Origin of the sequence: Pantoea dispersa (assembly GCF_014155765.1) — a bacterium.
Classification (GTDB): Bacteria; Pseudomonadota; Gammaproteobacteria; order Enterobacterales; family Enterobacteriaceae; genus Pantoea; species Pantoea dispersa.
The window spans coordinates 1-25,808 of record NZ_SCKT01000005.1 but is presented as its reverse complement, the minus strand read 5'-3'; the positions used below and the strand labels follow the sequence as shown (position 1 = coordinate 25,808).

Genomic DNA, 25,808 nt, shown 5'->3' with positions numbered 1-25,808 from the left:
GATAGTCATAGCCTGCGGCAATTCCCCGACGGCGTCAAATTCACTTCTTATCGGCTTCGCGCGGTTTGCGCAGCACTTCATTGATTTCCGGCTTATCCAGCGGTCCGCTGATGTGATAGCGCAGCAGCGAAATCTTATTCCACAACGGAGCCAGCACCTTGCTGGCGGCAAAAACCGCCGCGCCGACCACCGGGTTAATCACAAACGCGGTGGCCACGCCAACCGAGGCACCGATCTCCGGTGCCACCACCGCTTCCATGTCGATTTGCCGCTGCACCAGATCTATTTTGCCCTGCATGGCGATATCCGCTTCGAGGCCATCTACCAGCAGGTTATCGGTGCGCATCACGCCGTTTTCAATCCACGCCGTGCCGTTGATCGAATCAAACCAGAAACCTTCATTAAAGGTATCGCTAAAATCGAAGCGCAGCTTACGCAGCAGGGCATCGAAGCTCACCAGCCGCAACAACTGTCCGGCACGACCGGTGTTCACATCCGCAATCTGCCCTTTGCCGAAGTGGGTTTTCAGCGTGCCGCTCAGCGTCTTTTCTGAAGGCTGCCACGGTGCGGAGCGCCAGTGCAGGTCATAATCAATTTTAAACGGCGCATCGCGCAGCGGCGTGTTCATGCCAAACCAGTTGGTGGCATCATTGATATTTTTGCCGCTCAGGCTGCCTTTTAACGAGGTGCGCTGCTCGCCCGCTTTGTTCACCCATTCACCCGCGACATTGAGCTTCGAGCTGCCGGTATCGACGCTGCCGTTAGTGAGTGCTAACGTCTCTCCCTGCGGCTGGAGCCTGGCCTGGATGTGGCCGAACTTCTGCCCGCGCAGCCAGCACTCAGCGCAGTTGAGCTGCAGCGCTGGCCAGCTGCGGAAATCAATGCCGCTGTCACCGCTGAACGGCGAGGAGGCCTTGCCCGCTTCACCGTCACTCCATTGCGGATTGTAATAAAGATAGCTCAGGTCGATTTGCCACGGCGCGTGTTGTGCGGTTCGCAGGCTGCCGCGCGCTTCGCGGCTCTCCAGCTGCAGCTGCGTGCTGCCGCCCGCGCCCTGGGTCACCGTGGCATTAACATCGTGCCACTGCTGGCCGCCGAGCGTCAGGGCCGGGGTGCGCAACGTCACATCGCCCGGCAGCAATGCGCCGCCGATGTCCGTCTCGCCCTGCGCATTGCGTGAACCCGTCGCGCCGGTCATCAGCCCCAGCCAGGCTTCGCCGTCCAGCGCCGGCAGATTGAGTACCATCCCGCGCCGATCCGGTAGCGCCGGCGTGCTTTTGGCATCATTCAGCCAGATACCGCGATCGACGCGCAGCTGCGGCTCCAGCAGCCAGCGGCTGTTAAAGCGATGGTGCTCACGCACGCTGCCGCTGAGGTTAAAACTGTGCAAATCGCCGCTGGCATTAATGGCGATGGGCAGTGCCTCACCGGCCTCTTTATCCAGTGGTGGAGGTAAGTGACTGCTCACTGTCTTGCCGTCACCATTGATATCAACCTTGTAGCGCGCCCCACCCTGATGCGGCAGCGTGATGTCGACATTGCCCTGCCACGCCAGACTGCCGCCCAGCTTACTGCTTACACTGGCAGGCAGCATGGCCAGTTTTGCCGGCTGCCAGTCGCCCAGCAGTTTGACGTTAACGCCAAAATCATCGGGATTTTCCGTGGTGGTGAAACGCACGCCGGTGGGCTGACCGAACCAGTTGGCCTGCAGCTCTTCACTCTCCAGGTTTCCGTTGTTGTAGCGGAAACGTCCGGTCAGGTTTTTCAGCGTGGTGTTGAGCGGCTTAATGTGCAGGCTGTTGTTATTCAGCACCACGTTACCGCTGGCGTGCACCAGTTCCCCATCCAGCGGAATATCCAGGTTGAGCGAACCACGCACGTTGCCGCCAATCTGCAGCTGCTCCAGCGCCGCACCCAGCGTGGATTTGAGCGGCGTGCGGGCGAAATAGTCGGCGATATCTTTACCTTCGCCGCTCAAATCACCGTCAATGATCAGCTTCTCTTTCAGGTAATCCGGGATTACCGCACTGACGTTGCGCGCGTCCACCGCACCCAGCCGGGTTTGCGCCGCCTTCATCCACAGACCGTCGTTGATAAAATCGAGGTCGATATCGAGGTTTTGCAGCGCCGGCCAGCCTGGCTGGAACTGGAAGGTAGCATTGCGCACCGGCACGGCCACTTCAAACATGCCGTCGTGGTGTTTGAACGGGAACAGACGCGGATCGCCGGCAAACAGCAGCGTGGCATTCTCCACCTGGCCGCCTTTGACCGCTTCGCTGAGATACTGCGTCAGATCGTGGCCCATCAGCGGCTCGGGGAAGTAGCGCCACGCATCACCGGCATCGGTGACGCGAATCCCGGCAAGAATGTCGAGGCGCGGCGCTTTACCGACATTTTGCTGATAGCGGAAATCGCCGCGCGCCCATAGCGAACGTGCCTGCACGTCCAGCTGCTGGCCATCCAGCGTCAGGCCGTTGCCATCGCGCAGCCAGTTAATCCTGCCGGTGACCTGCTGAATCTGTAACGGCGCCTGGAACATATCGCCGTACGGCACTTCGGCCTGGCCCATCTGCACATCCAGCTGGCCGTGGTTCAGACTGCCGCTGGCGCTGCCGCTCAGATTGCTGATGCCCGGCAAAAGCTGCCAGTGCTGCCACGCCAGATCGCGCCAGCGCGCCTGCAAACGCGTCTGCTCCGGCTGCGCCAGCGGAATATCCAGCGCCAGCGCGTCGATATAGCCGCGCGGCTGCAGCGCCCGCCAGTTGTCCAGCAGCGTGGGCGAGAGCGGCGCAAACAGCGGCACCAGCGGTGCCAGACGCTGCAGATCGAGCCGGGTGGCACGCACCCGCACTTCCGCTGCACTGTTCGCGCCGATCATCTGTTTATCTTCCGGCTTCCACAGCAGGGCGATATGGCCGGCATCCCAGGCCACGCCGTCAGTCATCAGCCGGGTTTGCGGCACCGTCAGGCTCCAGCCATTCTGGTAGCGCGCCAGATGCGCGGTCAGGCCATCCACCTGCAGTTGATGATCGCCCTGCTCGCCGCGCCAGCGTGCGCCGCCTTTGCTCAGCAGCAGATCGCCCGCGTACACTTCGCCGTCGCGCAGGTTGACCCACGCGGCCAGGCTGAAACGCGCGCTTTGCAGGCTGGTATTATCACGCAGCCAGCGGCCAATCCACGGGCGCACGTCCACATCATCGGCCTGCATCCAGATGCGGCCGTCGTTGAGTAAGCCGTTAGTATCGTTAAGATCGAGCCGTACCTGCACCACGCCGTGCTGGCCGGTGAAGCTGGACAGGCTCACTTCGCCTTCGGCGCGATGGCGGTTGTCCTCGTTCAGCCAGGTAAGGCGGGGAATCGCCAGTTCGGCATGCTGGCCGGAAGGCGTGAGAAAACGGATGCTGCTGTCACGCAAATCGAAATGGTCAAACTGGCGTAAGAACAGATCGTTGATTTGGGCCGGTTTGAAGCTATTTTTTTGCTCGTCGCTGGTGAGCAACGGACGGTTGGTTGCCAGCCGCAGCTGCCAGAAGGTGAGATCGCGAAACTGCCAGCGCCAGTGCAGCAGCGACTGCCACACATTGAGCGCCAGCGTAACGCGGCCAATCTGCAGCTCGCCATCTTTATCCATGTCGATACGCAGATCGCGCACCTGCAGGGTCGGGCCAAAATTCTCCCATTTTCCCTGAACTTCACTGGCATCGATGGTGACGCCGCTGACGCGCGAAAGAGTGTGCAGCACCTCGCCGCGATAGCTGTTGAGATGCGGCATCACAAGGCGCAGCCCGCTGACCAGCAGCGCCACAATGACGATGATTGCGGCGAGCAGCAGTAACAAAATCCCCGGCAACCGCCTCACACACCTCTCCTTGCTTTCCGTTGGGTTACGGCGTTCAACCTCACGACTTACATCATGACGACGTCAAACTGCTCCTGCGTGTAGAGCGGTTCAACCTGTACTTTGACCTGCTTGCCGACAAAAATTTCCACTTCGGCCAGCGCGTGCGACTCATCGCTTTTCAGCGCTTCACCCACTGCGGGCGACACGTACACCAGGAAGCTGTCGGAGTCGTAAGCGTGATGGACGCGGACGATTTCACGCATGATTTCATAGCACACGGTCTCCACCGTCTTCAGCGAACCGCGTCCCTGGCACACCGGGCAATCGGCACACAGCACGTGCTCAATGCTTTCGCGCGTGCGTTTGCGCGTCATCTCGACCAGCCCCAGCGCGGAGAAGCCGTTGATGCTGGTTTTGACGCGATCTTTGCTCAGCGCGCTCTCCAGCGAGTGCAGCACGCGCCGGCGATGATCGTCATTATTCATGTCGATAAAGTCGATGATGATAATGCCGCCGAGATTACGCAGCCGCAGCTGGCGCGCAATCGCCTGCGTGGCTTCGATATTAGTATTAAAAATGGTTTCGTCGAGGTTGCGGTGGCCGACAAACGCACCGGTGTTAATGTCCACCGTGGTCATCGCTTCGGTCTGGTCGATAATCAGGTAACCGCCAGATTTCAGTTCCACCTTGCGCTCGAGCGAGCGCTGAATCTCGTTCTCCACATCATAGAGATCGAAAATCGGCTGCTTGCCGTTGTACAGCTCCAGCTTGCTGGCCATCTCCGGAATATATTCGCTGGTAAATTCCACCAGCAGATCGCAGGTCAGGCGCGAATCGACGCGGATGCGATCCAGCGCTGCGCCGGCGAAATCTCGCAGCACGCGCTGTGCCAGCGCCAGCTCGCCGTACAGCAGGCAGCGCGTCTGGTTGCGCTTCTTACGCTCGCTGACTTTGGTCCACAGGCGCTTTAAAAATGCCGCGTCCTGCGCCAGCTCTTCTGCGCCAATGCCTTCTGCGGCGGTACGAATAATAAAGCCGCCGAGATCGTCACAGTAAGCGGCAACCACCGCTTTCAGCCGCTCACGTTCGGCTTCGCTTTCAATGCGCTGTGAGACGCCCACGTGTGAAGCCCCCGGCATAAAGACCAGGTAGCGCGACGGCAGCGTGATATCGGTGGTGAGACGGGCGCCTTTGGTGCCGAGCGGATCTTTCACCACCTGCACCATTAAATCCTGTCCCTGACGCACCAGCTCGGCGATATCGCGCACGATAAAGTTCTTCTTCTCATCACCCGCCACGCATTCGGTGTGTGGCATGATGTCCGAGGCGTGCAGAAAGGCCGCTTTGTCCATCCCGATATCGACAAACGCCGCCTGCATGCCCGGCAGTACCCGGCTGACGCGCCCTTTGTAGATATTGCCGACAATACCGCGCCGCGCTTCGCGCTCAATATGGATTTCCTGCAGAATGCCGCCGTCAATATAGGCAACACGGGTTTCAGAAGGTGTCACATTTACCAGCAGTTCAGCCGTCATCTTGTCCCCTTAACGCACGCAGCGACTGAAAATGGCTCAGCAGTTCGCTGGTTTCCACCAGCGGCAATCCCACTACGGCGTGATAACTTCCATTGATGCGGCGCACAAAGTTGCCGCCCAGGCCCTGAATTCCGTACGCGCCGGCTTTATCCATCGGCTCGCCGCTGGCGATATAGTGCGAAATTTCCTCTGCCGTGATAGTGCGGAATGTCACGTCTGTGGTCACCAGGCAATCCAGCTCGCCCTGCGCATCGGCCAGCGCCACGGCCGTCATGACCTGATGGGTTTGCCCGGCCAGTTTACCCAGCATCTGCGCGGCATGCGCCGCATCGCGCGGTTTCTCCAGCACTTCGCCATTCAGCACCACGATGGTGTCAGCGCCCAGCACCGGCAGATCCTGCGGTGCTATCTGCACGCCGGCCCGCGCCTTATCGCTGGCCAGACGCCGCACATAAGACTCCGCCGCTTCGCCCGGCTGACGCTGCTCTTCAACATCGGTAATCAGGCGCTCAAACTGCAGGCCAAGCTGCGTTAACAGCTCGCGCCGACGCGGTGAGCCGGAAGCCAGGTAGAGGGTTATCATTCTATTCCTTATTGCACAGCAAACTGACGGCGAATCTTTCTCATCAGTAAGAATAGCCAGGGCCACAGGATACCGTCGACCACGCTACTCCAGAAGATTTCCGGGCGGAAGGAGACGTTGATGACCAGAAATTCTGCCCAGAAAACAATCACATCAACCGCCAGCGACAGCACCATAACCATTAATGCCTGCTGCCACAACGCCAGATTACGGAATAGCTGAAATTTAAAGGCCACCAGATAGGCGATAATGCTGAACGCCAGCGCACGCACGCCCAGCGTTGAGCCGGCGACCAGATCCATAATGGCGCCGAGGAAAAAGCCGGTGCCCACATTGACCCGGTGCGGCAGCGCCAGCACCCAGTAGATCAGGATCAGCAATAGCCACGATGGCCGGAACATGTAAATCTGATCCGGCCACGGCATGATTTGCAGGATAAGCGCAACAAGGAAGGACAGCCAGATCACCCAACGCCCCTGGCTGCGATATCGACTCAAGGCTGGCCTCCGCGCGAGTTCGCCGGATTACCCTGCGAACGGCTGCTGGCGGCGGGCTGTGGCGGCCCCATCTGCTGATTTTGCTGCATCATGGCGGGTGCCGGCGGCCCCATTTCGCCCGCGGGCGGCAGCACCTGCGGCATCATCTGCATCAGGCGCTCGTTGGCCACGCGATGCACTTCATCCGGTGCCATCGGCATGTCGCCGTTCTTATCCGCACCCCACAGCAGCAGCAGGTAGCGCAGACGCTGCAGACCGGCGGTCGGACGCGCCTGAATCACGGTATAGGCACGCTGCGTATCCACTTTCACTGACGACACCACGCCGACCGGATAACCTTCCGGGAAGCGTCCGCCCAGGCCCGACGTCACCAGCACATCACCGACGCGAATATCCGTATTGCCCGGCAGATGCTCCAGCTGCAGATCTTCGCTGCAGCCGTTACCGGCGGCGATGACGCGAATATCGTTACGCAGCACCTGAATCGGCAGGGCGTGCGAGGCATCGCAGATCAGCAGCACGCGGCTGGTCATCTGCCCTACCGCCACCACCTGGCCGACCACGCCTTTATCGCTGATCACCGGCTGGCCTTCATACACGCCGTTGACGCTGCCTTTATCGATGATCACCTGATCGGTGTAAGGATCGGTGCCGGTGGAGATCACCTGGGTCACCATTTTGTGCTCATCCTGACGCAGCGGCGAGCCGAGCAGCTCGCGCAGACGCGCGTTTTCCTGCTTGTATTGCCCCAGCATCAGCAGGTCACTGTTTTTCAGGAAGAGCTCACGGCGCAGCGCTTTGTTTTCCAGCTCCAGCTGCTGGCGCGAGGCCAGCGTTTCGGAAACGCCGTCAAGAAGCTGTCGTGGCCCGTTGGCCAGGAAGTAAAATGGACTGACCGACGTGTCCAGGTAGTTGCGGATCTGGGAGAACGTGCTGATCCGGCTATCGGCGACAATAATCGCGATAGCCACAATCACGGCCAGAAACAGGCGCAACTGCAGGGAAGGTCCCCTGCTAAAAATCGGCTTCATAAATTCTGCGAATTCCTCGACATCAGGGAAGAAGCGTGAGTGTCAGCACTCACGCCTCCAGGGCTGGACGCTATACGCCGTCGTGCGCAGCGTCGCCAGTTACCCCGCATCCTGCAAACCGCAGTGACGACGTTGTGCCGCTGCTGCCCGGTGCCTGCTGCTGAGGCTGCCGTGCGGCATGCGATGGCCATCGTCCTGCCGTTGTGCTGATTTTGGGTATCGTCGCTATTCCCTGCGCAATTTGACCACGGTCTCAGCCGGAGAGGAATTACTCCTCGCTGAACAAATCGCCGCCATGCATGTCGATCATTTCCAGTGCTTTACCGCCGCCGCGCGCTACGCAGGTCAGCGGATCTTCTGCGACTACCACCGGAATACCGGTCTCTTCCATCAGCAGACGATCCAGGTTACGCAGCAGCGCGCCGCCACCGGTCAGCACCATACCGCGCTCGGAGATGTCAGAAGCCAGCTCCGGCGGGCACTGCTCCAGCGCGACCATCACGGCACTGACGATACCGGTCAGTGGCTCCTGCAGCGCTTCCAGGATTTCATTCGAGTTCAGCGTAAAGCCACGCGGCACGCCCTCAGCCAGGTTACGGCCGCGCACTTCGATCTCGCGCACTTCGTCACCCGGATAAGCAGAACCGATCTCATGCTTGATACGCTCAGCGGTGGCTTCACCAATCAGCGAGCCGTAATTACGGCGCACGTAGTTAATGATAGCTTCATCAAAGCGATCGCCACCAATACGCACAGAAGAAGAGTAAACCACGCCGTTCAGGGAGATAACCGCGACTTCGGTCGTACCGCCACCGATATCCACCACCATCGAGCCGGTCGCTTCCGACACTGGCAGACCTGCGCCGATTGCCGCGGCCATGGGTTCTTCAATCAGGAACACTTCACGGGCACCGGCGCCCTGCGCCGATTCGCGGATGGCACGACGCTCAACCTGGGTCGCACCGACCGGCACGCACACCAGCACGCGTGGGCTGGGGCGCATAAAGCTGTTGCTGTGCACTTGCTTGATGAAGTGCTGGAGCATTTTTTCAGTCACGAAGAAGTCGGCGATAACGCCATCTTTCATCGGACGGATAGCTGCGATGTTACCCGGCGTACGGCCAAGCATCTGCTTTGCATCATGACCAACAGCCGCTACGCTCTTTGGGGAGCCGGCGCGATCCTGACGAATGGCAACCACAGAAGGCTCGTTCAGCACGATGCCTTGTCCTTTTACGTAAATCAGGGTATTCGCGGTACCCAGGTCAATGGACAAGTCATTGGAAAACATGCCACGAAATTTTTTAAACATACTAAGGGATAATCCTGCAAGCTGGGGGCGGAAAATAAAATCCGCCTACTTTACCAACCACGCGAAGCCGCTACAAGGCGCAAAAACGTTCTGCTTCGGTGAAAAACCAGGCTGAATAATTTTTCGCGGCGGTGCTGCCGTCCGACACCGGCGTTAAACGGCGCTAAGCTGCCGCTCTAAACGCAAATTCACCCGCCGGTCGCGGGTGAATTCCGACATAAAATCTAACATTTCCCGCCGCCGATCGCGCCGGCTGCGCACGGCATAAAGGCGAAAAATAGCCGCCTGCTGCCGTATCTGTGGCTGACGCGCTAAATCCGGTAACGTTGCGAGTGTTTCTTCACGTTACTGTTCACCGGCAGCGAGGGAGCAAAAAAGTCGCCCTGGCCGCCCGCGACGCCCAGCCCGGCCAACGTTTGCCACTCCGCGCGCGTGCGTACACCGGCGGCAAAGACTTTGGTGGGCGTGGATTTACACACCTCCAGCAAACTTTGCACGAAGAGCTGATTTTCTGTACGGCGCTCAATGTTGCGAATCAGGCCCGGGTCGAGCTTAATCAGCTCAATCGGGAACTGCTTGATGTAAGCGCTACTCACCACCGTTAATCCGGCCTGATCTACCGCAATCCGACAGCCAAACGCGGTCAGCATACGGAAAACCGGCACTAAACGATTGATGTGTTGACAAACATCCGCCTCAGCAAGTTCAAATAAAAATCGTTTTCTTTGCGATTTACTGCACTGCAGCAGCAATTTTTGCAGCCAGCGCTGGAACGGCCGTTGCAGCAGCGAATCGATATTCACCGGCAGCGCCAGCGTTTCATCCGGCCAGACCTCCGACAGCGCCGCAATACGCATGACCAGCTGGCGATCCCAGCTGTCGGCCATGCCGAGTTGCAGCACCAGCGGCATGAACTCTGCCGACACCACCTCTTTATCGCCGTCGAACACGCGCGCCAGCATTTCACGGTGATGCACTTTGCCGTCCAGCAGCACCGCCGGTTTCTGGTACAGACGCGGGCCGCCGCGGTTTACGGTGTTTTCCAGCAGGGTGCGCCAGCGCACGCTGCCGCGCCCCATCTCCAGCGTATTGCCCTCGCCTACCGACCAGTTGTTGCCGCCCTGCAGCGCCGCCCGGCGCGTGGCCAGTTCGACATTCTCCATCACCTGCGACACCGACTCGCCGCTGCGCCAGGCGCTGATGCCAATGTGGATTAGGTCATCGCGATCCACCATGCGCATCGGCGGCAGTGAATCCACCGCGTTGATCAGCTGGTCGGCAATGCTGTTGGCCTCTTTCAAAGTGCGGTGCGGCAGCAGTACGGCAAAGTCGCTGCGGAAATAGCGCGCCAGCAGCGCACCCGGATAGCGCAGCACGAAGGTGGAGAGCATGTTCACCAGGTCGAACAGGTATTCATCGACCAGCGTCGGTCCGAGGGTTTCATGCAGGGTGTCGAGGTCCGGCAGCCGCACCATCATCACCACACCGTGCGTGCCAACGTCTTCCTGGTCTTCCAGCAACGTGGCCAGCTGGTTATCGAAAAACAGGCGATTATTCAGGCCGGTGCGCGAATCCTGCGCGGCAAAGGTGCGGATTAAGGTGTCGATACGCAGACGCTGCTCGCCGGCCTCCTGTAAATCCCCCAGCAGCAGATCGATAGCGCGGCTGGCTTTCGGCGGCCATTCGGCGATGGTATCGCTGCGTGGCGCGCGCTCGCCAGCCAGAATGCGCTCCGCGCGCGCCTCCAGCCGCTCCATATGCTGCCAGCGGCGGTTAAGCCAGCGGTGCGTCATCACCAGCAGCGCCGACATGATCGCCACCACCGTCAGCAGGATAATCAGCGTGTAGGCACCGGTGAACGAGCGGAACCAGGTTTTGGCGGGATCGAGCACCACCACGCGCAGCGCCATGCCCGGCGCGTGCACCAGCGGTACATCCAGTTGAATGAAACGGTTGGGCTCGTCTTCCAGCATCGGATTTTCATGACGCGCGAGGCGGAACAGCACGGTATCATCGTGATGCAGTTCCAGCTGTTCGGCATTGATGACGGGCATCAGGCGCGTCAGCCAATGCGTCAGTTCCTGCGGTGACTGGCTGGCCAGCGCTTTATCGACTTCCGTCGCCAGCGTCTGCACGCGGTTCTCTACGCGCTGCTGCGACAGCCAGATAAAACTAAAAGCGCAGCCTACCAGCATCAGTAACATCGCCAGTAAGCTTAATAAGGTAATAAACGCAGAAAACTTGGTTGTTAATCGCATCCCTGTGCCTGTATCACTGCGGTTTATGAACGCCAGCCAACGGTTCGCGCCAGCCGCGCTGGTGCAAACCTGAGCAAATTATCACAATTACCGATCCAAATCAGCGCCCGCCCGGCGCCGGGTTTCGCCACCCTGCGGCGCGAGTATAACGTCAAAGTGTGAAGCGCTGGCTTCCGGGGCGGCTTTTTCGTCCTATTCTCAACAGAACGCACCGGCCAGGAAATTTCACATTTTGCCAGCAAAAGTGGCGCGCCGGGCAGCGTTTGATCATGCTAGCTGCAGTTAATCGATTTGCCGGAGAACGCCATGAAGCGCAAGCACATCCTTACCGAAGCCGATGTTACGCCGGAAAGCATTTTTAATCTGCGCCGCCGCCAGGTGCTGAAAGCGCTGGGGCTTGGTGCTGCCGCGGCCAGTCTGCCCGGCGGCGCACAGGCCGATGTGCTGAGCTGGTTTAAGGGCAATGACAGGCCGCCGGCGCCTGCCGGACGCGATCTGCAGTTCAGTAAACCGGCCCAGTGGCAGGCGGACCTGCCGCTGACGCCGTTTGATAAAGTCGCAGGCTACAACAACTTCTACGAATTTGGTCTCGACAAAGCCGATCCTGCCGCCAATGCCGGCACGCTGAAAACTGACCCGTGGCAATTGCGCATTGAGGGCGAAGTGGCGAAGCCGATGACGCTGGATATGGACGACATCTTCAAACGCTTCGCCATGGAGCAGCGTATCTATCGCATGCGCTGCGTTGAAGCCTGGTCGATGGTGATTCCCTGGGTAGGCTTTGAACTCAACAAGCTGCTGAAGCTGGCTGAACCCACCAGCAATGCCCGCTATGTCGCCTTCCAGACGCTATACGCGCCCGATCAGATGCCAGGACAAAAGGACCGCTTTATCGGCGGCGGGCTGGATTATCCCTATGTTGAAGGCTTGCGGCTGGACGAAGCGATGCATCCGCTGACGCTGCTCAGCACCGGCGTTTACGGCAAAGCGCTGCCGCCGCAAAACGGCGCGCCGATTCGCCTGACGGTGCCGTGGAAATATGGCTTCAAAGGGATTAAGTCGATCGTCAAAATTACCCTGACGCACGATCGTCCGCCTACCACCTGGAGCCAGATCGCCGCCAACGAGTATGGCTTCTACGCTAACGTGAATCCGCACGTCAACCACCCGCGCTGGTCGCAGGCTACTGAGCGCTTTATCGGTGCGGGCGGCATTCTCAAGGTGGAACGCCAGCCGACGCTGCTGTTCAACGGTTATGCTAAAGAGGTGGCCTCGCTGTATCGCGGTCTCGATTTACGGGAGAACTACTGAGTGCGCCTGACATTACGCCACGTTACGCTGCTGAAAGTGGTGCTGCATCTGGCGGCGTTTTTGCCGCTGGTGTACCTGTTTCTGGCGGCAAACCAGGGCTGGCTGAGCGCCGATCCGGCGAAAGATATCCAGCATTTTACCGGCCGCATGGCGCTGAAGCTGCTGCTGGCGACGCTGCTGGTGAGCCCACTGACGCGTTATCTGAAGCAGCCGCTGCTGATTCGTACCCGCCGGCTGCTCGGCCTGTGGTGCTTTGCCTGGGCCTGTCTGCATCTCACCAGCTACTATCTGCTGGAACTGGGTTACGATCATCTGCGATTACTCGGCAGTGAGATTGTCTCGCGCCCCTATTTGTTACTGGGCATGATCAGCTGGATTATTCTGTTTGCTCTCGCCATCACCTCTTTTCAGCGCGCCCAGCGCAAACTGGGACGCCGCTGGCAAACGCTGCACAACGGCATCTATCTGGTCGCGATCCTCGCGCCTGTCCACTATCTTTGGTCTGTGAAAGTGCTGTCACCGCAGCCGTGGATTTATGCATTACTGGCGCTGGCGCTGTTAGGCTGGCGTTACAATAAGTTGCGTAAACTTCTGCGCCGATAATCCCCGCAAGGTTGTTTTCCTGCTGCGAGATCTGTTAAAAGGTGTGGCCTTCGGGCCTCGCCGGATCAACTTCGCAGATAAGACCAGTATTTTGCTGCGAATTGCCTCGAAACGGATATAATGCCCGGCTTTATTGCAAGCGAAGTCTTCTTTTTCACTCTGAAGAGTGACAAATGAAGGATGTCGCGGTATTTTACGCGATGCCTTACTGATTGCAGGAGATAGCCGCAAGATGGCGCATAAATTTCACATACTGCTGTTAAACGGACCCAACCTGAACCTGTTGGGAACGCGCGAGCCTGACAAGTATGGTCACACGACGCTGGCGCAGATTGTCAGCGATCTGACGCAACAGGCCGACCAGCACCATGTGAAATTGAGTCATTTGCAATCGAATGCGGAATACCAGCTGATTGATCGTATTCACGAAGCCCGCGGCAACGTCGATTACATCATCATCAACCCGGCTGCGTTTACGCACACCAGCGTTGCCCTGCGCGATGCGCTGTTGGCGGTTAGCATTCCTTTTATTGAGGTGCATCTCTCTAATGTGCATGCACGCGAACCGTTCCGACATCACTCCTATCTTTCCGATGTATCTGCCGGCGTCATCTGCGGACTGGGCGCCGACGGCTACTCGTGGGCTTTACAAACGGCCGTAAAACGCCTGTCACATTCCAATTAAACAGAGTACGGAACCACACTCATGGATATTCGTAAAATTAAGAAACTGATCGAACTGGTTGAAGAGTCCGGCATCGCTGAGCTGGAAATCTCTGAAGGCGAAGAGTCGGTTCGCATCAGCCGTTCACCTGCCAATGTCGGTTACCCTATGATGCAGCAGGCTTATGCTGTTCCGGCTCCACAGCCTGCGCTGGCTGCTGCGGTTGCACCTGCTGCTGCGCCTGTCGCTGCAGAAGCGGCTAAACCTGAAGTCAGCGGCCACATCGTGCGTTCGCCGATGGTCGGTACCTTCTATCGCACCCCAAGCCCGGACGCCAAAGCGTTTGTGGAAGTGGGTCAGAAAGTGAACGCTGGCGACACCCTGTGCATCGTTGAAGCGATGAAAATGATGAACCAGATCGAAGCCGATAAATCCGGCGTTGTGAAGGCGATCCTGGTGGAAAGCGGCCAGCCGGTTGAATTCGACGAGCCGCTGGTCGTCATCGAATAACGAGGCGAAGCATGCTGGATAAAATTGTCATTGCTAACCGTGGTGAGATTGCGCTGCGCATTCTGCGTGCCTGTAAAGAACTGGGCATCAAGACTGTGGCGGTACACTCCACGGCAGACCGCGATCTGAAGCACGTGCTGCTGGCGGACGAAACCGTCTGCATCGGCCCGGCGCAGTCGGTCAAAAGTTATCTTAATATCCCGGCGCTGATCTCCGCCGCCGAAATCACCGGCGCGGTTGCGATCCACCCGGGCTACGGCTTCCTCTCTGAGAACGCCGATTTCGCCGAGCAGGTTGAGCGCTCTGGCTTTATCTTTATCGGTCCGAAAGCCGACACCATTCGCCTGATGGGCGACAAAGTGTCAGCGATCAACGCGATGAAAAAAGCCGGCGTACCGACCGTACCAGGCTCCGACGGTTCGCTGACCGACGACATGGAGAAAAACCGTGCCATCGCCAAGCGCATCGGCTACCCGGTGATCATCAAAGCCTCTGGCGGCGGCGGCGGTCGCGGTATGCGCGTTGTGCGCAGCGACAAGGATCTTGAGCAGTCCATCAACATGACGAAAGCGGAAGCCAAAGCGGCTTTCAACAACGACATGGTGTACATGGAGAAATTCCTCGAGAATCCACGCCACATCGAGATTCAGGTTCTGGCCGACGGTCAGGGCAACGCCATCTATCTGGCCGAACGTGACTGCTCCATGCAGCGCCGCCACCAGAAAGTGGTCGAAGAAGCACCAGCACCGGGCATCACGCCGGAACTGCGTCGTTACATCGGCGAGCGCTGCTCTAACGCCTGCGTAGAGATCGGCTATCGCGGTGCCGGTACGTTCGAGTTCCTGTATGAAAACGGTGAGTTCTACTTCATCGAGATGAACACCCGTATTCAGGTGGAACATCCGGTCACCGAGATGATCACCGGCGTCGACCTGATCAAAGAGCAGCTGCGTATTGCTGCCGGTCAGCCGCTGTCCATCAAACAGGAAGATGTGGTGGTGCGCGGTCATGCGGTCGAGTGCCGTATCAACGCCGAAGACCCGAACACCTTCCTGCCGAGCCCGGGCAAGATCACTCGTTTCCACGCGCCAGGCGGTTTTGGCGTGCGCTGGGAATCGCACATCTATGCCGGCTACAGCGTGCCGCCGTATTACGACTCAATGATTGGTAAGCTGATTACCTACGGCGAAAACCGTGACGTGGCTATTGCGCGCATGAAAAATGCGCTGGCAGAACTGATCATCGACGGCATCAAGACCAACGTCGATCTGCAGATGCGCATCATGACCGACGAAAACTTCCAGCAGGGTGGTACTAACATCCACTATCTGGAGAAAAAACTCGGCCTGCACGAGAAGTAAGCGCAGCGCAGAGCAATGCAGAGGCCGGTTAAACCGGCCTTTTTCATTTTTGTTGCCTTTGAGGTTGCATGATGGATGGGCGTTTTTTGCAAGCTAACAAAGAGGCGCGCTGGTCGCTGTACCTGACGCTGGCGTACCTCGCCGTCTGGGGCGTGTCCGCATGGCTCGGCGGCACACAAAGCGGTTTCACCGGTTTACCGCGCTGGTTTGAGTTCTCCTGCGTGTTCGCGCCCGTGCTGTTCATTGGCCTGTGCTGGCTGATGGTGCGCGTGGTGTTCCGCGATATGTCTCTGGAGGACCACGATGGAAACTGAAATCATTCTGCCACTGCTGGCCTATCTGGTGCTGATTGCCGGGCTGTCGGTGTTTGCCATGCGCAAACAGCGCCACGGCAACTTCCTGAGTGAGTATTTCCTCGGCAGTCGCTCGATGGGCGGTTTTGTGCTGGCGATGACCATCACCACCACTTACATCAGCGCCAGCTCATTTATTGGCGGGCCGGGCGCGGCGTATAAATACGGGCTGGGCTGGGTACTGCTGGCGATGATCCAGGTGCCGGCGGTCTGGCTGTCGCTCGGCGTGCTGGGCAAAAAATTCGCGATTCTGGCACGACGCTACAACGCGGTGACGCTCAATGACATGCTGTATGGCCGCTACCGCAGTCCGCTGCTCATCTGGCTGGCCAGTATCAGCCTGCTGGTGGCGTTTATTGGTGCCATGACGGTACAGTTCATCGGCGGCGCGCGCCTGCTGGAGACGGCCGCCGGTATTCCTTATGACACCGGGCTGCTGATTTTTGGCGGCACCATCGCGCTGTATACCGCGTTCGGCGGCTTTCGCGCCAGCGTGCTCAACGATGCCATGCAAGGGCTGGTGATGCTGATTGGCACCTTCCTGCTGCTGTTTGCCGTCATCCACCAGGCGGGCGGTCTGGCAACGGCGGTCACCAAACTGCGTAGCATCGATCCGCAGCTGGTGTCACCGGAAGGCGTCGGCAACGTCATCAATCCAACCTTCCTCAGTTCGTTTGCCGTACTGGTGTGCTTTGGCGTGATTGGGCTGCCGCATACCGCCGTGCGCTGCATCTCCTACAAAGACAGCAAAGCGATGCATCGCGGTATCATACTCGGCACCATCGTGGTGGTGATACTGATGCTCGGTATGCATCTGGCCGGCGCACTCGGTCGCGCGGTACTGCCGGATCTGGCGATTCCGGATCGCGTGATCCCGACGCTGATGATCACCGTGCTGCCACCGATGGCGGCTGGCGTGTTCCTCGCGGCGCCAATGGCGGCGATCATGTCGACGATTAACGCGCAGCTGCTGCAATCGTCCGCTACGCTGATCAAAGATCTTTACCTGCGTATCGCGCCGCAGCACAGCGAGAACGAGGCGCGTCTGCGGCTGCTCTCCGGCACCATCACCTTTGTGCTCGGCCTGCTGCTGCTGCTGGCGGCCTGGAATCCGCCAGATATGATTATCTGGCTCAACCTGCTGGCGTTCGGTGGCCTTGAAGCGGTCTTTCTGTGGCCGCTGGTGCTGGGACTGTACTGGGAGCGCGCCAATGCGGCGGGCGCCATCAGTGGCATGGTGGTGGGAGCCGGATGCTATACGCTGCTTGCCAGCCTGAAAATCGAACTGTGGGGCTTTCACCCTATCGTGCCATCGTTGACATTAAGCCTGCTGGCCTTTCTGGTGGGTAATCTGTTCGGCAGCGCGCCTGACGCTCGCGATGCTGCCCTGGAATAAAAGAGAAACGCTATGCCATGGATTCAAATCAAAATTAACAGCACCGGCGAGCACGCCGAAACCCTCAGCGACGCGCTGATGGACGCCGGTGCGGTGTCGGTCACCTTTCAGGACACGCACGACAACCCGGTGTATGAGCCGCTGCCCGGTGAAACCCGCCTGTGGGGCGATACCGATGTGATTGGCCTGTTCGACGCGGAAACCGCCATGGACGATGTGGTGGCTGAACTGAGCCAGCATCCGCTGCTGGGATCGGGTTTCCGCCATAAGATCGAACAGATCGAGGATAAAGACTGGGAGCGCGAATGGATGGATAACTTCCATCCGATGCGTTTCGGTGAACGCCTGTGGATCTGCCCAAGCTGGCGCGACGTGCCGGATCCGGATGCGGTCAACGTGATGCTTGATCCCGGTCTGGCCTTTGGTACCGGCACCCATCCCACCACGTCGCTGTGTCTGAGCTGGCTGGATGGTCTCGATCTGCAGGGCAAAACGGTGATCGATTTTGGCTGTGGCTCCGGCATTCTGGCCATCGCCGCGCTGAAACTCGGTGCAGCGCAGGCGATCGGCATTGATATCGATCCGCAGGCGATCCAGGCCAGCCGCGATAACGCGGAGCGCAACGGCGTGGCCGACCGCCTGTCGCTGTATCTGCCGCACCAGCAGCCGGAAAACCTGCAGGCGGATGTGGTGGTCGCCAATATCCTCGCCGGTCCGCTGCGCGAACTGGCGCCGCTGATTAGCGTGCTGCCGAAAGCCGGCGGCCATCTCGGCCTGTCCGGCGTGCTGGCCAGCCAGGCGGAGAGCGTGTGTGAAGCCTATGCGGAGCGCTTTGCGCTGGACGCCGTGGCGGAAAAAGAGGAGTGGTGTCGCATCACTGGCGTGCGCCGCTAACCGACGCATGGGCCAGCGACTGCTGGCCCGATTTTACCCGACTGAGACCTGTCTCAAATCCCCGCCAGCCCCGTTTTCCTGCCGTTTCTTTACATTGAAATCAGTAGACTGCTGCACCAGGCGATAGCGCTATCCCTGTTAACCGTGCCGTGCGCGGCACATAACATTGATATATCGCTTAGTGAATAAATGATGATGAAAAGCAAACACACACTGATCGCTCTGCTGCTGGCAGCAGCGCCTTTTGCTCACGTTCAGGCTGCCGCCTGGGATTATGCTCAGCCACAGCAGTGGGGCGACCTGTCCCCTGATTTTCACGTCTGCAAGCAGGGCGTGAATCAGTCGCCGATTGATATTCGCCAGGCGCTGCATGCCAGTCTGCCGGCGCTGACGCTGGAACTGCAGGCGCGCCAGGCCGCGATTGTTAACAACGGCCACACCGTGCAGATCAACCTGCAGCAGGGCGATACGCTGACGCTGGACGGCGAGACCTTCACGCTGAAGCAGTTCCACTTCCATACCCCGAGCGAAAACCTGATCGACGGCAAACGCTATCCGCTTGAGGGCCACTTTGTATTCAGTGACGAGCAGCAGCAGCTGGCGGTCATCGGGGTGATGTTCGAAGCCGGTGCGGCAAATCCGGTACTGACGACGCTGCTGGATACGCTGCCGGCGCAGGTCAATCAGCCGGCTACGCTGCAGCAGGATGTCGATATTACGCCACTGCTACCCGCCGATCGCCGTTACTACCGCTTCAGCGGTTCACTCACCACGCCACCGTGCAGTGAAGGCGTGCGCTGGCTGGTGATGAAGCAACCGGTAACGGCTTCCGCACAGCAGCTGCAGGCCTTCAGCGCGGTGCTAGGTGAACACGGTAACAGCCGCCCGGTGCAGCCGCTCAATGGCCGGCTGGTGGTTGAGTAACGAAATACTCACTAAACGTAAATAAAGCGTTCACTTTTCAATCAAATCACCGCCATTTCTCTTGCCGATTCGCGGAAGTGGCGGTTTTTATGTTGTGATTCAGCGCATATTTTTGGAAAAACTTTTGCTCACAATTTCAGCGTATTTTTTGTAATGCACTGAATTTAAACAAGTAATGATGAATATCCCGCTGCTAAGCCCCATTTCCCTGATCTTAAACGGCGAATTGTTCAAAGTTTGGCCTTTCATCTTCCGGAAAAAATGCGTAATATACGCCGCCTTGCGAACAGTTAGGGTCACTTCTTTTTCATGCGCATTGGACATCACCAGCTACGTAATCGACTCATCGCTGCGCCTATGGCCGGAGTATCCGACAAGCCATTTCGCACCCTGTGTTATGACAACGGCGCCGGTATGACTGTCTCCGAGATGCTGTCATCGAACCCGGAAGTCTGGGCCAGTGACAAATCGCGTTTGCGTATGGTGCATAGTGACGAGCCCGGTATTCGCGCCGTGCAAATTGCGGGTTGCGATCCCGATGAGATGGCCGCCGCCGCGCGCATTAATGTTGCGTCCGGTGCACAGGTTATCGACATCAACATGGGCTGCCCGGCTAAAAAAGTGAATCGTAAGATGGCAGGTTCAGCGCTGCTGCAGCATCCGCAACTGGTGGAGTCAATCCTCCGTGCGGTGGTGAACGCAGTCGATGTACCGGTTACGCTGAAGATTCGCACCGGCTGGGACAAAGAAAATCGTAATTGTGTAGAGATTGCCCAATTGGCTGAACGCTGTGGTATTCAGGCCCTGACCATTCATGGCCGCACGCGCGCCTGTTTGTTTGAAGGGCAAGCTGAATACGACAGCATTCGGACAGTTAAGCAGAGCGTCGCTATTCCGATTATCGCGAATGGTGACATTACTGACCCGCACAAAGCCAGGGCAGTGCTCGACTACACCGGAGCCGATGCTCTGATGGTGGGACGCGCTGCTCAGGGAAGACCGTGGATCTTCCGGGAAATCCAGCATTATCTGGACACAGGGGAGCTGCTGGCACCGAAGCCGCTGGCTGAAGTGAAGCATATGCTGATTGGACACATACGGGAGCTGCACGACTTTTACGGTCAGCGCAAGGGATACCGTATTGCCCGAAAACACGTTTCCTGGTATTTGCAGGAAAGTGCCCCTGACGACCAGTTTCGGCGCACATTCAACGCCATAGAGGATGCCAGCGAACAGCTGGAGGCGTTGGAGGCATACTTCGAAAATCTTGCGTAAACGAAATAAAGAGCTGAAAGAACTATGTTCGAACAACGCGTAAATTCTGACGTACTGACCGTTTCTACCGTTAACTCACAGGATCAGGTGACGCAAAAGCCTCTGCGTGATTCGGTTAAACAGGCACTGAAGAACTATTTTGCTCAACTGAACGGTCAGGATGTAAGTGACCTGTATGAGCTGGTACTGGCTGAAGTCGAGCAGCCTCTGTTGGACATGGTGATGCAGTATACCCGTGGCAACCAGACCCGCGCTGCCCTGATGATGGGCATCAACCGCGGTACGCTGCGTAAGAAGCTGAAAAAATACGGCATGAACTAAGCGTTCTGGTTCCTTGCTGCGATAACGCCAGCCTCTGGGCTGGCGTTTTTGTTGCTGCTGTTTGTGCGTTAACACCGCGTGAAACGATTAACGTCAAAATGGTAACGATAGTTGCAATCGCCGGCGTGATAGCTCATCTCTCTCAGGGCCGCTGCCCTGCCCTGTTTTTGCGCAGAAAAAATCCTTCCGATCGCCTCTCAGCCCGCTTTGTTTGTGATCCTGAACCGCTTCAGCGGTAATTCCACTTTGCCGTACACCTGTTCATGAGCGTTAGCTCACACTGCTTCCATATAGTGAAACTTTTTGCACTATTTGTGATCGTGGCGACTCGTCATGCTGCCTTTTGGTGCGCGATAGTAGCGACAACTTTCCGGATACGTCCGTTTATTAAAAGATCTTTCCAGTGAATTCAGGATTCTGCAAACCTGGCATCAGCTTTGCAGTGTCGTGGATGGCTAAACGCCACAGAAAGAAATAAGCGCACAGTAAAGTGCGCGCAAACATAACAACACACGATCTCGCCACACAGGATGCTTTATGAAAAAGATGATGCTTTCCACCCTGATTGCTGCCGCCTCGCTGTTCGCCGTGACCCAGCAGGCGCACGCAGGCACCACGCTGGACGCCATTAAGAAGAAAGGGTTTATACAGTGCGGTATCAGCGATGGTCTGCCAGGGTTCTCCTACGCTGACGCCAGCGGCAAATTCACCGGTATCGATGTTGACGTGTGCCGCGCCGCTGCTGCTGCGGTCTTCGGCGATGCCAGCAAAGTAAAATACACCCCGCTGACCGCTAAAGAACGCTTCACTGCGCTGCAGTCAGGCGAGGTGGATATCCTGTCGCGTAACACCACCTGGACCTCATCACGTGATGGCGGCATGGGCTTCCTGTTCGCCGGCGTAAACTATTATGACGGCATCGGCTTCCTGACCCATAAGAAAGCCGGTCTGAAAAGTGCCAAAGAGCTGGATGGTGCCACCGTGTGTATCCAGGCCGGTACCGATACCGAGCTGAACGTGGCCGACTACTTTAAAGCTAACAAAATGCAGTACACGCCGGTCACCTTCGACCGCTCTGATGAGTCTGCAAAAGCGCTGGATAGCGGCCGCTGCGATACCCTCTCTTCTGACCAGTCACAGCTGTATGCGCTGCGCATCAAGCTGGGCAAGCCGGATGACTTTATCGTACTGCCAGAAGTGATTTCGAAAGAGCCGCTGGGCCCGGTCGTGCGTCGCGGTGATGATGACTGGTTCACCATCGTGAAATGGTCGCTGTTCGCCATGCTGAATGCGGAAGAGATGGGCATCAGCTCGAAGAACGTTGATGAGATGGCGGCGAAACCAACCACGCCAGATATGGCACACCTGCTGGGCGCAGAGGGTGATTTCGGTAAAGACCTGAAGCTCGACAACAAGTGGGCGTACAACATCATCAAGCAGGTTGGTAACTATCAGGAAGTGTTCGATCGTAACGTTGGTAAAGACAGCGCGCTGAAAATTGCACGCGGCCAGAATGCGCTCTGGAACCAGGGCGGCATCCAGTACGCTCCACCAGTGCGTTAATTGTCTCCTGCCAGTCGGGCACCGCATCCTGCGGTGCCCACGCGTATTCTTCACTGAGGTTTTAACATGTCGCAACGCCCAACCGTGAAAAGGGATTTTTCGTTCGGTAATCCTACGGTTCGCGCCTGGCTTTACCAGATTGTCGCGATTGTGGCGGTGTTTGCTGTGGTGGGTTATCTGATCCACAACACGGTGATCAACCTTGCCAATCGCGGTATCACCTCCGGCTTTGGCTTTCTTGAGCGCAATGCCGGTTTCGGCATCGTCCAGCATCTGATCGATTACAGCGAAGGCGATACCTACGCGCGCGTGTTTATGGTCGGGTTAACCAACACCCTGCTGGTCTCCGCGCTCTGTATTGTCTTCGCCTCCATCCTCGGCTTCGCCATCGGTCTGGCGCGCCTGTCGGATAACTGGCTGCTGCGCAAGCTGTCGACCATTTATATCGAGACGTTCCGTAATATCCCGCCGCTGCTGCAAATCTTCTTCTGGTACTTTGCCGTGCTGCGCAATCTGCCGGGCCCGCGTCAGGCGCTGAACGCGTTCGATCTGGCTTTTGTCAGCAACCGCGGTTTGTATATACCGTGGCCGGAGTATGCACCCGGCACCTGGCCATTCCTGATCGCGCTGGCGATTGCCATCGCCGCCAGCGCCGCGCTGTTCCGCTTCAACCGCAAGCATCAGCTGAAAACCGGTCAGCTGCGCCGCACCTGGCCCGCTGCGGCCGGTTTAATTGTGCTGCTGCCGCTGATCGCCCATACGCTGTTTGGTGCCGCCACGCACTGGGATGTGCCCGAGCTGCGCGGTTTCAACTTCCGCGGTGGCTTTGCCATGATTCCGGAACTGGCAGCGCTGACGCTGGCACTGTCGATCTACACCTCTTCCTTTATTGCTGAGGTGATTCGCGCCGGGATTCAGTCAGTACCGCATGGTCAGAGCGAAGCGGCACGTTCGCTCGGGCTGCCCAACCCGGTTACGCTGCGTCAGGTGATCATTCCGCAAGCGATGCGCGTGATTATCCCGCCGCTCACCAGCCAGTACCTTAACATCGTAAAAAACTCCTCGCTGGCGGCCGCGATCGGCTATCCGGATATGGTGTCGCTGTTTGCCGGCACCGTACTGAATCAGACCGGCCAGGCAATTGAAACCATTGCCATCACCATGGCGGTTTATCTGATTATCAGTCTGCTCATTTCGCTGCTGATGAACCTCTATAACCGCAAAATTGCGCTGGTTGAGCGTTAAGAGAACGGAACCATTATGTCTGTGACCACACACGAAACGCCGCCGGTGTCGGGCAATCCACTGGGTAAAGCCTGGCTCTGGGCGCGTAAAAACCTGTTCTCCAGCTGGCTGAATACGCTGCTCACGTTACTCAGCCTGTGGATTATCTGGAGCGTTATCCCGCCGGCGCTGAACTGGTTGATCTTCCAGGCTAACTGGATTGGCGAAACCCGTGCGGACTGTACGAAAGCGGGCGCCTGCTGGGTCTTTATCCACGCGCGCTTTGGCCAGTTCATGTACGGGCTCTATCCGCATGAGCTGCGCTGGCGCATCAATCTGGCGCTGGTGATTGGCCTGCTGTCGATTGTGCCGATGTTTATCAAATCCATGCCGCGCCGCGGCCGCTATATCGCCTGCTGGGCGGTGATCTATCCGGTCGTCGTCTGGCTGCTGCTGTATGGCGGCTATTTCGGGCTGGATCGCGTGGAAACGCGCCAGTGGGGCGGCCTGACGCTGACGCTGATTATCGCATCTGTCGGCATTGCCGGGGCGCTGCCGCTCGGCATTCTGCTGGCGCTGGGCCGTCGCTCTAAAATGCCGGTGGTACGCACCCTGTCGGTGATTTTCATTGAGTTCTGGCGTGGCGTACCGCTGATTACTGTGCTGTTCATGTCTTCAGTGATGCTGCCGCTGTTTATGGCGGAGGGCACCACGATAGACAAACTGGTGCGTGCGCTGGTTGGCGTGATCCTGTTCCAGTCGGCGTATGTCGCCGAAGTGGTACGTGGCGGGCTGCAGGCCCTGCCTAAAGGCCAGTACGAAGCGGCAGAGTCGCTGGCGCTCGGCTACTGGAAAACCCAGGCGCTGGTGATTTTACCGCAGGCGCTCAAGCTGACCATTCCCGGTCTGGTGAACACCATCATCGCGCTGTTTAAAGATACCAGCCTGGTGATCATCATCGGCCTGTTCGATCTGTTCAGTAGCGTGCAGCAGGCAACCGTCGACCCTACATGGCTGGGTATGTCGACCGAAGGCTACGTCTTCGCTGCACTGGTTTACTGGATTTTCTGTTTTAGCATGTCGCGCTATAGCCAGTATCTGGAGAAGCGCTTCCACACCGGGCGTAAATCGCACTGAGGTTTTACATGACACAAACAATGACAACGGCGGCTAACGCCATGATGATTACGCTCGAAAACGTGAACAAATGGTACGGGCAATTCCACGTGCTGAAAGATATCAACCTGCAGGTGAAACCGCGCGAGCGTATCGTGCTGTGCGGCCCTTCGGGTTCAGGTAAATCCACCACTATTCGCTGCATCAACCATCTGGAAGAGCATCAGCAGGGACGGATTGTCGTAGACGGCATCCACCTGAATGATGATGTGCGCAATATTGAACGCGTGCGCACTGAAGTCGGCATGGTATTTCAGCACTTCAATCTCTTCCCGCATCTGACCGTCCTGCAGAACTGCACGCTGGCACCGATGTGGGTACGCAAGATGCCAAAGAAAGAGGCCGAAGAGCTGGCAATGCACTATCTGCAGCGCGTGCGCATTGCTGAGCATGCCCATAAGTTTCCCGGGCAGCTCTCTGGCGGACAGCAGCAGCGCGTAGCCATCGCCCGTTCGCTGTGTATGAAGCCGAAGATTATGTTATTCGATGAGCCCACCTCCGCGCTCGATCCTGAGATGGTTAAAGAGGTGCTGGATACCATGATCGGCCTGGCGGAAGACGGGATGACGATGCTGTGTGTGACGCATGAGATGGGCTTTGCGCGTACGGTTGCCGATCGGGTGATCTTCATGGATCGCGGTGAAATCGTTGAGATGGCGCCGCCGGAAGAGTTCTTTGCGAATCCAAAATCCGAGCGGACCCGGGCGTTTCTGTCGCAGGTTATCCACTAAGCGAACACGATTCGCCGCATCATTCAGCCCTTGCCAGCATGGCAGGGGCTTTTTTACGTCTGTGGATTTTATTGAGCGTTTTTATTGCGATAAAGGTCACCGCGGAAAACAAAAAAGCCCTGAACAAATGTTCAGGGCTTTCGTGTTTGATGCCTGGCAGTTCCCTACTCTCGCATGGGGATACCCCACACTACCATCGGCGCTACGGCGTTTCACTTCTGAGTTCGGCATGGGGTCAGGTGGGACCACCGCGCTGTTGCCGCCAGGCAAATTCTTTTAAACCGAACTCATGCCATAACTGGTGCTGATACCCAGAGTCGAACTGGGGACCTCACCCTTACCAAGGGTGCGCTCTACCAACTGAGCCATATCAGCACACTAAATTTGATGCCTGGCAGTTCCCTACTCTCGCATGGGGAGGCCCCACACTACCATCGGCGCTACG

General features: G+C 57.9%; 22 protein-coding genes, 1 tRNA gene and 1 rRNA gene. 15 read left to right on the top strand and 9 right to left on the bottom strand.

The annotated features are described in order from the left end of the window. Window positions 1–40 precede the first annotated feature (40 nt). The 7 genes from yhdP to csrD form a co-directional block, all read right to left on the bottom strand. A complete protein-coding gene (yhdP, locus tag H7K56_RS15040) occupies window positions 41–3,859 on the bottom strand; it encodes an AsmA2 domain-containing protein YhdP (protein WP_150360356.1) in 3,819 nt (1,272 codons plus the stop codon). A 47-nt stretch (window positions 3,860–3,906) separates the two neighbouring features. Then, the gene (rng, locus tag H7K56_RS15035) at window positions 3,907–5,376 is read right to left on the bottom strand and encodes a ribonuclease G (protein WP_021508149.1); all 1,470 of its coding nucleotides are present in this window, start codon (window positions 5,374–5,376) and stop codon (window positions 3,907–3,909) included. Next, the gene (locus H7K56_RS15030) at window positions 5,366–5,959 is read right to left on the bottom strand and encodes a Maf family protein (protein WP_058775723.1); all 594 of its coding nucleotides are present in this window, start codon (window positions 5,957–5,959) and stop codon (window positions 5,366–5,368) included. Before H7K56_RS15030 ends, rng begins: the two co-directional genes overlap by 11 nt. 8 nt (window positions 5,960–5,967) lie before the next feature. Further along, a complete protein-coding gene (gene mreD / locus H7K56_RS15025) occupies window positions 5,968–6,456 on the bottom strand; it encodes a rod shape-determining protein MreD (protein WP_031279826.1) in 489 nt (162 codons plus the stop codon). After that, window positions 6,453–7,487, bottom strand: a complete 1,035-nt coding sequence (gene mreC / locus H7K56_RS15020) for a rod shape-determining protein MreC (RefSeq protein ID WP_021508152.1) — start codon at window positions 7,485–7,487, stop codon at window positions 6,453–6,455. Before mreC ends, mreD begins: the two co-directional genes overlap by 4 nt. 268 nt (window positions 7,488–7,755) lie before the next feature. Further along, window positions 7,756–8,799 (bottom strand): rod shape-determining protein MreB, encoded by a 1,044-nt coding sequence (mreB, locus tag H7K56_RS15015; RefSeq protein ID WP_003855260.1) that lies wholly within the window; start codon window positions 8,797–8,799, stop codon window positions 7,756–7,758. 311 nt (window positions 8,800–9,110) lie between these two features. Next, window positions 9,111–11,057 (bottom strand): RNase E specificity factor CsrD, encoded by a 1,947-nt coding sequence (csrD, locus tag H7K56_RS15010; protein ID WP_150360355.1) that lies wholly within the window; start codon window positions 11,055–11,057, stop codon window positions 9,111–9,113. A gap of 306 nt (window positions 11,058–11,363) precedes the next feature. Here csrD and msrP point away from each other — a divergent pair, with 306 nt between their 5' ends. The 15 genes from msrP to H7K56_RS14935 all read left to right on the top strand — a co-directional run bounded on the left by msrP (window position 11,364) and on the right by H7K56_RS14935 (window position 25,363). Next, window positions 11,364–12,368, top strand: a complete 1,005-nt coding sequence (gene msrP / locus H7K56_RS15005) for a protein-methionine-sulfoxide reductase catalytic subunit MsrP (protein WP_058759882.1) — start codon at window positions 11,364–11,366, stop codon at window positions 12,366–12,368. Beyond that, window positions 12,369–12,971 carry a protein-methionine-sulfoxide reductase heme-binding subunit MsrQ gene (gene msrQ / locus H7K56_RS15000; protein ID WP_021508155.1) on the top strand — a complete coding sequence of 201 codons (603 nt, stop codon included), beginning with the start codon at window positions 12,369–12,371 and terminating at the stop codon, window positions 12,969–12,971. A 232-nt stretch (window positions 12,972–13,203) separates the two neighbouring features. Beyond that, window positions 13,204–13,656 carry a type II 3-dehydroquinate dehydratase gene (aroQ, locus tag H7K56_RS14995; protein ID WP_021508156.1) on the top strand — a complete coding sequence of 151 codons (453 nt, stop codon included), beginning with the start codon at window positions 13,204–13,206 and terminating at the stop codon, window positions 13,654–13,656. A 21-nt stretch (window positions 13,657–13,677) separates the two neighbouring features. Beyond that, entirely contained in the window at window positions 13,678–14,145 is a 468-nt protein-coding gene (accB, locus tag H7K56_RS14990; RefSeq protein ID WP_058759883.1) for an acetyl-CoA carboxylase biotin carboxyl carrier protein, read from the top strand. A gap of 11 nt (window positions 14,146–14,156) precedes the next feature. Continuing rightward, window positions 14,157–15,506, top strand: coding sequence for an acetyl-CoA carboxylase biotin carboxylase subunit (gene accC, locus H7K56_RS14985; protein ID WP_021508158.1), 1,350 nt, complete (start codon window positions 14,157–14,159; stop codon window positions 15,504–15,506). Between the two features lie 71 nt (window positions 15,507–15,577). Next, window positions 15,578–15,820, top strand: coding sequence for a YhdT family protein (locus H7K56_RS14980; protein ID WP_021508159.1), 243 nt, complete (start codon window positions 15,578–15,580; stop codon window positions 15,818–15,820). Further along, window positions 15,810–17,255, top strand: a complete 1,446-nt coding sequence (gene panF / locus H7K56_RS14975; RefSeq protein ID WP_104093876.1) for a sodium/pantothenate symporter — start codon at window positions 15,810–15,812, stop codon at window positions 17,253–17,255. The genes H7K56_RS14980 and panF overlap by 11 nt, the downstream gene beginning before the upstream one ends. A gap of 12 nt (window positions 17,256–17,267) precedes the next feature. Beyond that, window positions 17,268–18,149, top strand: a complete 882-nt coding sequence (prmA, locus tag H7K56_RS14970; protein WP_150360354.1) for a 50S ribosomal protein L11 methyltransferase — start codon at window positions 17,268–17,270, stop codon at window positions 18,147–18,149. A gap of 195 nt (window positions 18,150–18,344) precedes the next feature. Then, window positions 18,345–19,073, top strand: coding sequence for a carbonic anhydrase (locus H7K56_RS14965; RefSeq protein ID WP_031279827.1), 729 nt, complete (start codon window positions 18,345–18,347; stop codon window positions 19,071–19,073). Window positions 19,074–19,382: 309 nt separating this feature from the next. Then, complete coding sequence (gene dusB / locus H7K56_RS14960) at window positions 19,383–20,348, top strand: tRNA dihydrouridine synthase DusB (protein WP_040679767.1); 966 nt, start codon at window positions 19,383–19,385, stop codon at window positions 20,346–20,348. 24 nt (window positions 20,349–20,372) lie between these two features. Continuing rightward, a complete protein-coding gene (gene fis / locus H7K56_RS14955) occupies window positions 20,373–20,669 on the top strand; it encodes a DNA-binding transcriptional regulator Fis (protein WP_003855228.1) in 297 nt (98 codons plus the stop codon). Window positions 20,670–21,206: 537 nt separating this feature from the next. After that, window positions 21,207–22,232: an amino acid ABC transporter substrate-binding protein gene (locus tag H7K56_RS14950; protein WP_058759887.1), complete on the top strand. Its 1,026-nt coding sequence runs from the start codon at window positions 21,207–21,209 to the stop codon at window positions 22,230–22,232. Between the two features lie 66 nt (window positions 22,233–22,298). Then, window positions 22,299–23,477: an amino acid ABC transporter permease gene (locus H7K56_RS14945; RefSeq protein WP_021508165.1), complete on the top strand. Its 1,179-nt coding sequence runs from the start codon at window positions 22,299–22,301 to the stop codon at window positions 23,475–23,477. 15 nt (window positions 23,478–23,492) lie between these two features. After that, window positions 23,493–24,593 (top strand): amino acid ABC transporter permease, encoded by a 1,101-nt coding sequence (locus H7K56_RS14940; protein ID WP_058759888.1) that lies wholly within the window; start codon window positions 23,493–23,495, stop codon window positions 24,591–24,593. A gap of 8 nt (window positions 24,594–24,601) precedes the next feature. After that, window positions 24,602–25,363, top strand: coding sequence for an amino acid ABC transporter ATP-binding protein (locus H7K56_RS14935; protein ID WP_058759889.1), 762 nt, complete (start codon window positions 24,602–24,604; stop codon window positions 25,361–25,363). 151 nt (window positions 25,364–25,514) lie between these two features. Here the strand turns inward: H7K56_RS14935 and rrf are convergent. Together rrf and H7K56_RS14925 are read right to left on the bottom strand one after the other, a co-directional pair. Then, window positions 25,515–25,630, bottom strand: a 5S ribosomal RNA gene (rrf, locus tag H7K56_RS14930). Between the two features lie 32 nt (window positions 25,631–25,662). Beyond that, window positions 25,663–25,738: transfer RNA gene (locus H7K56_RS14925), tRNA-Thr, on the bottom strand. Window positions 25,739–25,808 lie beyond the last annotated feature (70 nt).

What these genes read in the sequence shown, in the direction of transcription:
- rng (WP_021508149.1), bottom strand. Translation starts at nt 5,376, where the DNA reads ATGACGGCTGAACTGCTGGTAAATGTGACACCTTCTGAAACCCGTGTT.
- H7K56_RS15030 (WP_058775723.1), bottom strand. Translation starts at nt 5,959, where the DNA reads ATGATAACCCTCTACCTGGCTTCCGGCTCACCGCGTCGGCGCGAGCTG.
- mreC (WP_021508152.1), bottom strand. Translation starts at nt 7,487, where the DNA reads ATGAAGCCGATTTTTAGCAGGGGACCTTCCCTGCAGTTGCGCCTGTTT.
- mreB (WP_003855260.1), bottom strand. Translation starts at nt 8,799, where the DNA reads ATGTTTAAAAAATTTCGTGGCATGTTTTCCAATGACTTGTCCATTGAC.
- csrD (WP_150360355.1), bottom strand. Translation starts at nt 11,057, where the DNA reads ATGCGATTAACAACCAAGTTTTCTGCGTTTATTACCTTATTAAGCTTA.
- msrP (WP_058759882.1), top strand. Translation starts at nt 11,364, where the DNA reads ATGAAGCGCAAGCACATCCTTACCGAAGCCGATGTTACGCCGGAAAGC.
- aroQ (WP_021508156.1), top strand. Translation starts at nt 13,204, where the DNA reads ATGGCGCATAAATTTCACATACTGCTGTTAAACGGACCCAACCTGAAC.
- accB (WP_058759883.1), top strand. Translation starts at nt 13,678, where the DNA reads ATGGATATTCGTAAAATTAAGAAACTGATCGAACTGGTTGAAGAGTCC.
- accC (WP_021508158.1), top strand. Translation starts at nt 14,157, where the DNA reads ATGCTGGATAAAATTGTCATTGCTAACCGTGGTGAGATTGCGCTGCGC.
- H7K56_RS14980 (WP_021508159.1), top strand. Translation starts at nt 15,578, where the DNA reads ATGGATGGGCGTTTTTTGCAAGCTAACAAAGAGGCGCGCTGGTCGCTG.
- panF (WP_104093876.1), top strand. Translation starts at nt 15,810, where the DNA reads ATGGAAACTGAAATCATTCTGCCACTGCTGGCCTATCTGGTGCTGATT.
- prmA (WP_150360354.1), top strand. Translation starts at nt 17,268, where the DNA reads ATGCCATGGATTCAAATCAAAATTAACAGCACCGGCGAGCACGCCGAA.
- H7K56_RS14965 (WP_031279827.1), top strand. Translation starts at nt 18,345, where the DNA reads ATGAAAAGCAAACACACACTGATCGCTCTGCTGCTGGCAGCAGCGCCT.
- dusB (WP_040679767.1), top strand. Translation starts at nt 19,383, where the DNA reads ATGCGCATTGGACATCACCAGCTACGTAATCGACTCATCGCTGCGCCT.
- fis (WP_003855228.1), top strand. Translation starts at nt 20,373, where the DNA reads ATGTTCGAACAACGCGTAAATTCTGACGTACTGACCGTTTCTACCGTT.
- H7K56_RS14950 (WP_058759887.1), top strand. Translation starts at nt 21,207, where the DNA reads ATGAAAAAGATGATGCTTTCCACCCTGATTGCTGCCGCCTCGCTGTTC.
- H7K56_RS14945 (WP_021508165.1), top strand. Translation starts at nt 22,299, where the DNA reads ATGTCGCAACGCCCAACCGTGAAAAGGGATTTTTCGTTCGGTAATCCT.
- H7K56_RS14940 (WP_058759888.1), top strand. Translation starts at nt 23,493, where the DNA reads ATGTCTGTGACCACACACGAAACGCCGCCGGTGTCGGGCAATCCACTG.
- H7K56_RS14935 (WP_058759889.1), top strand. Translation starts at nt 24,602, where the DNA reads ATGACACAAACAATGACAACGGCGGCTAACGCCATGATGATTACGCTC.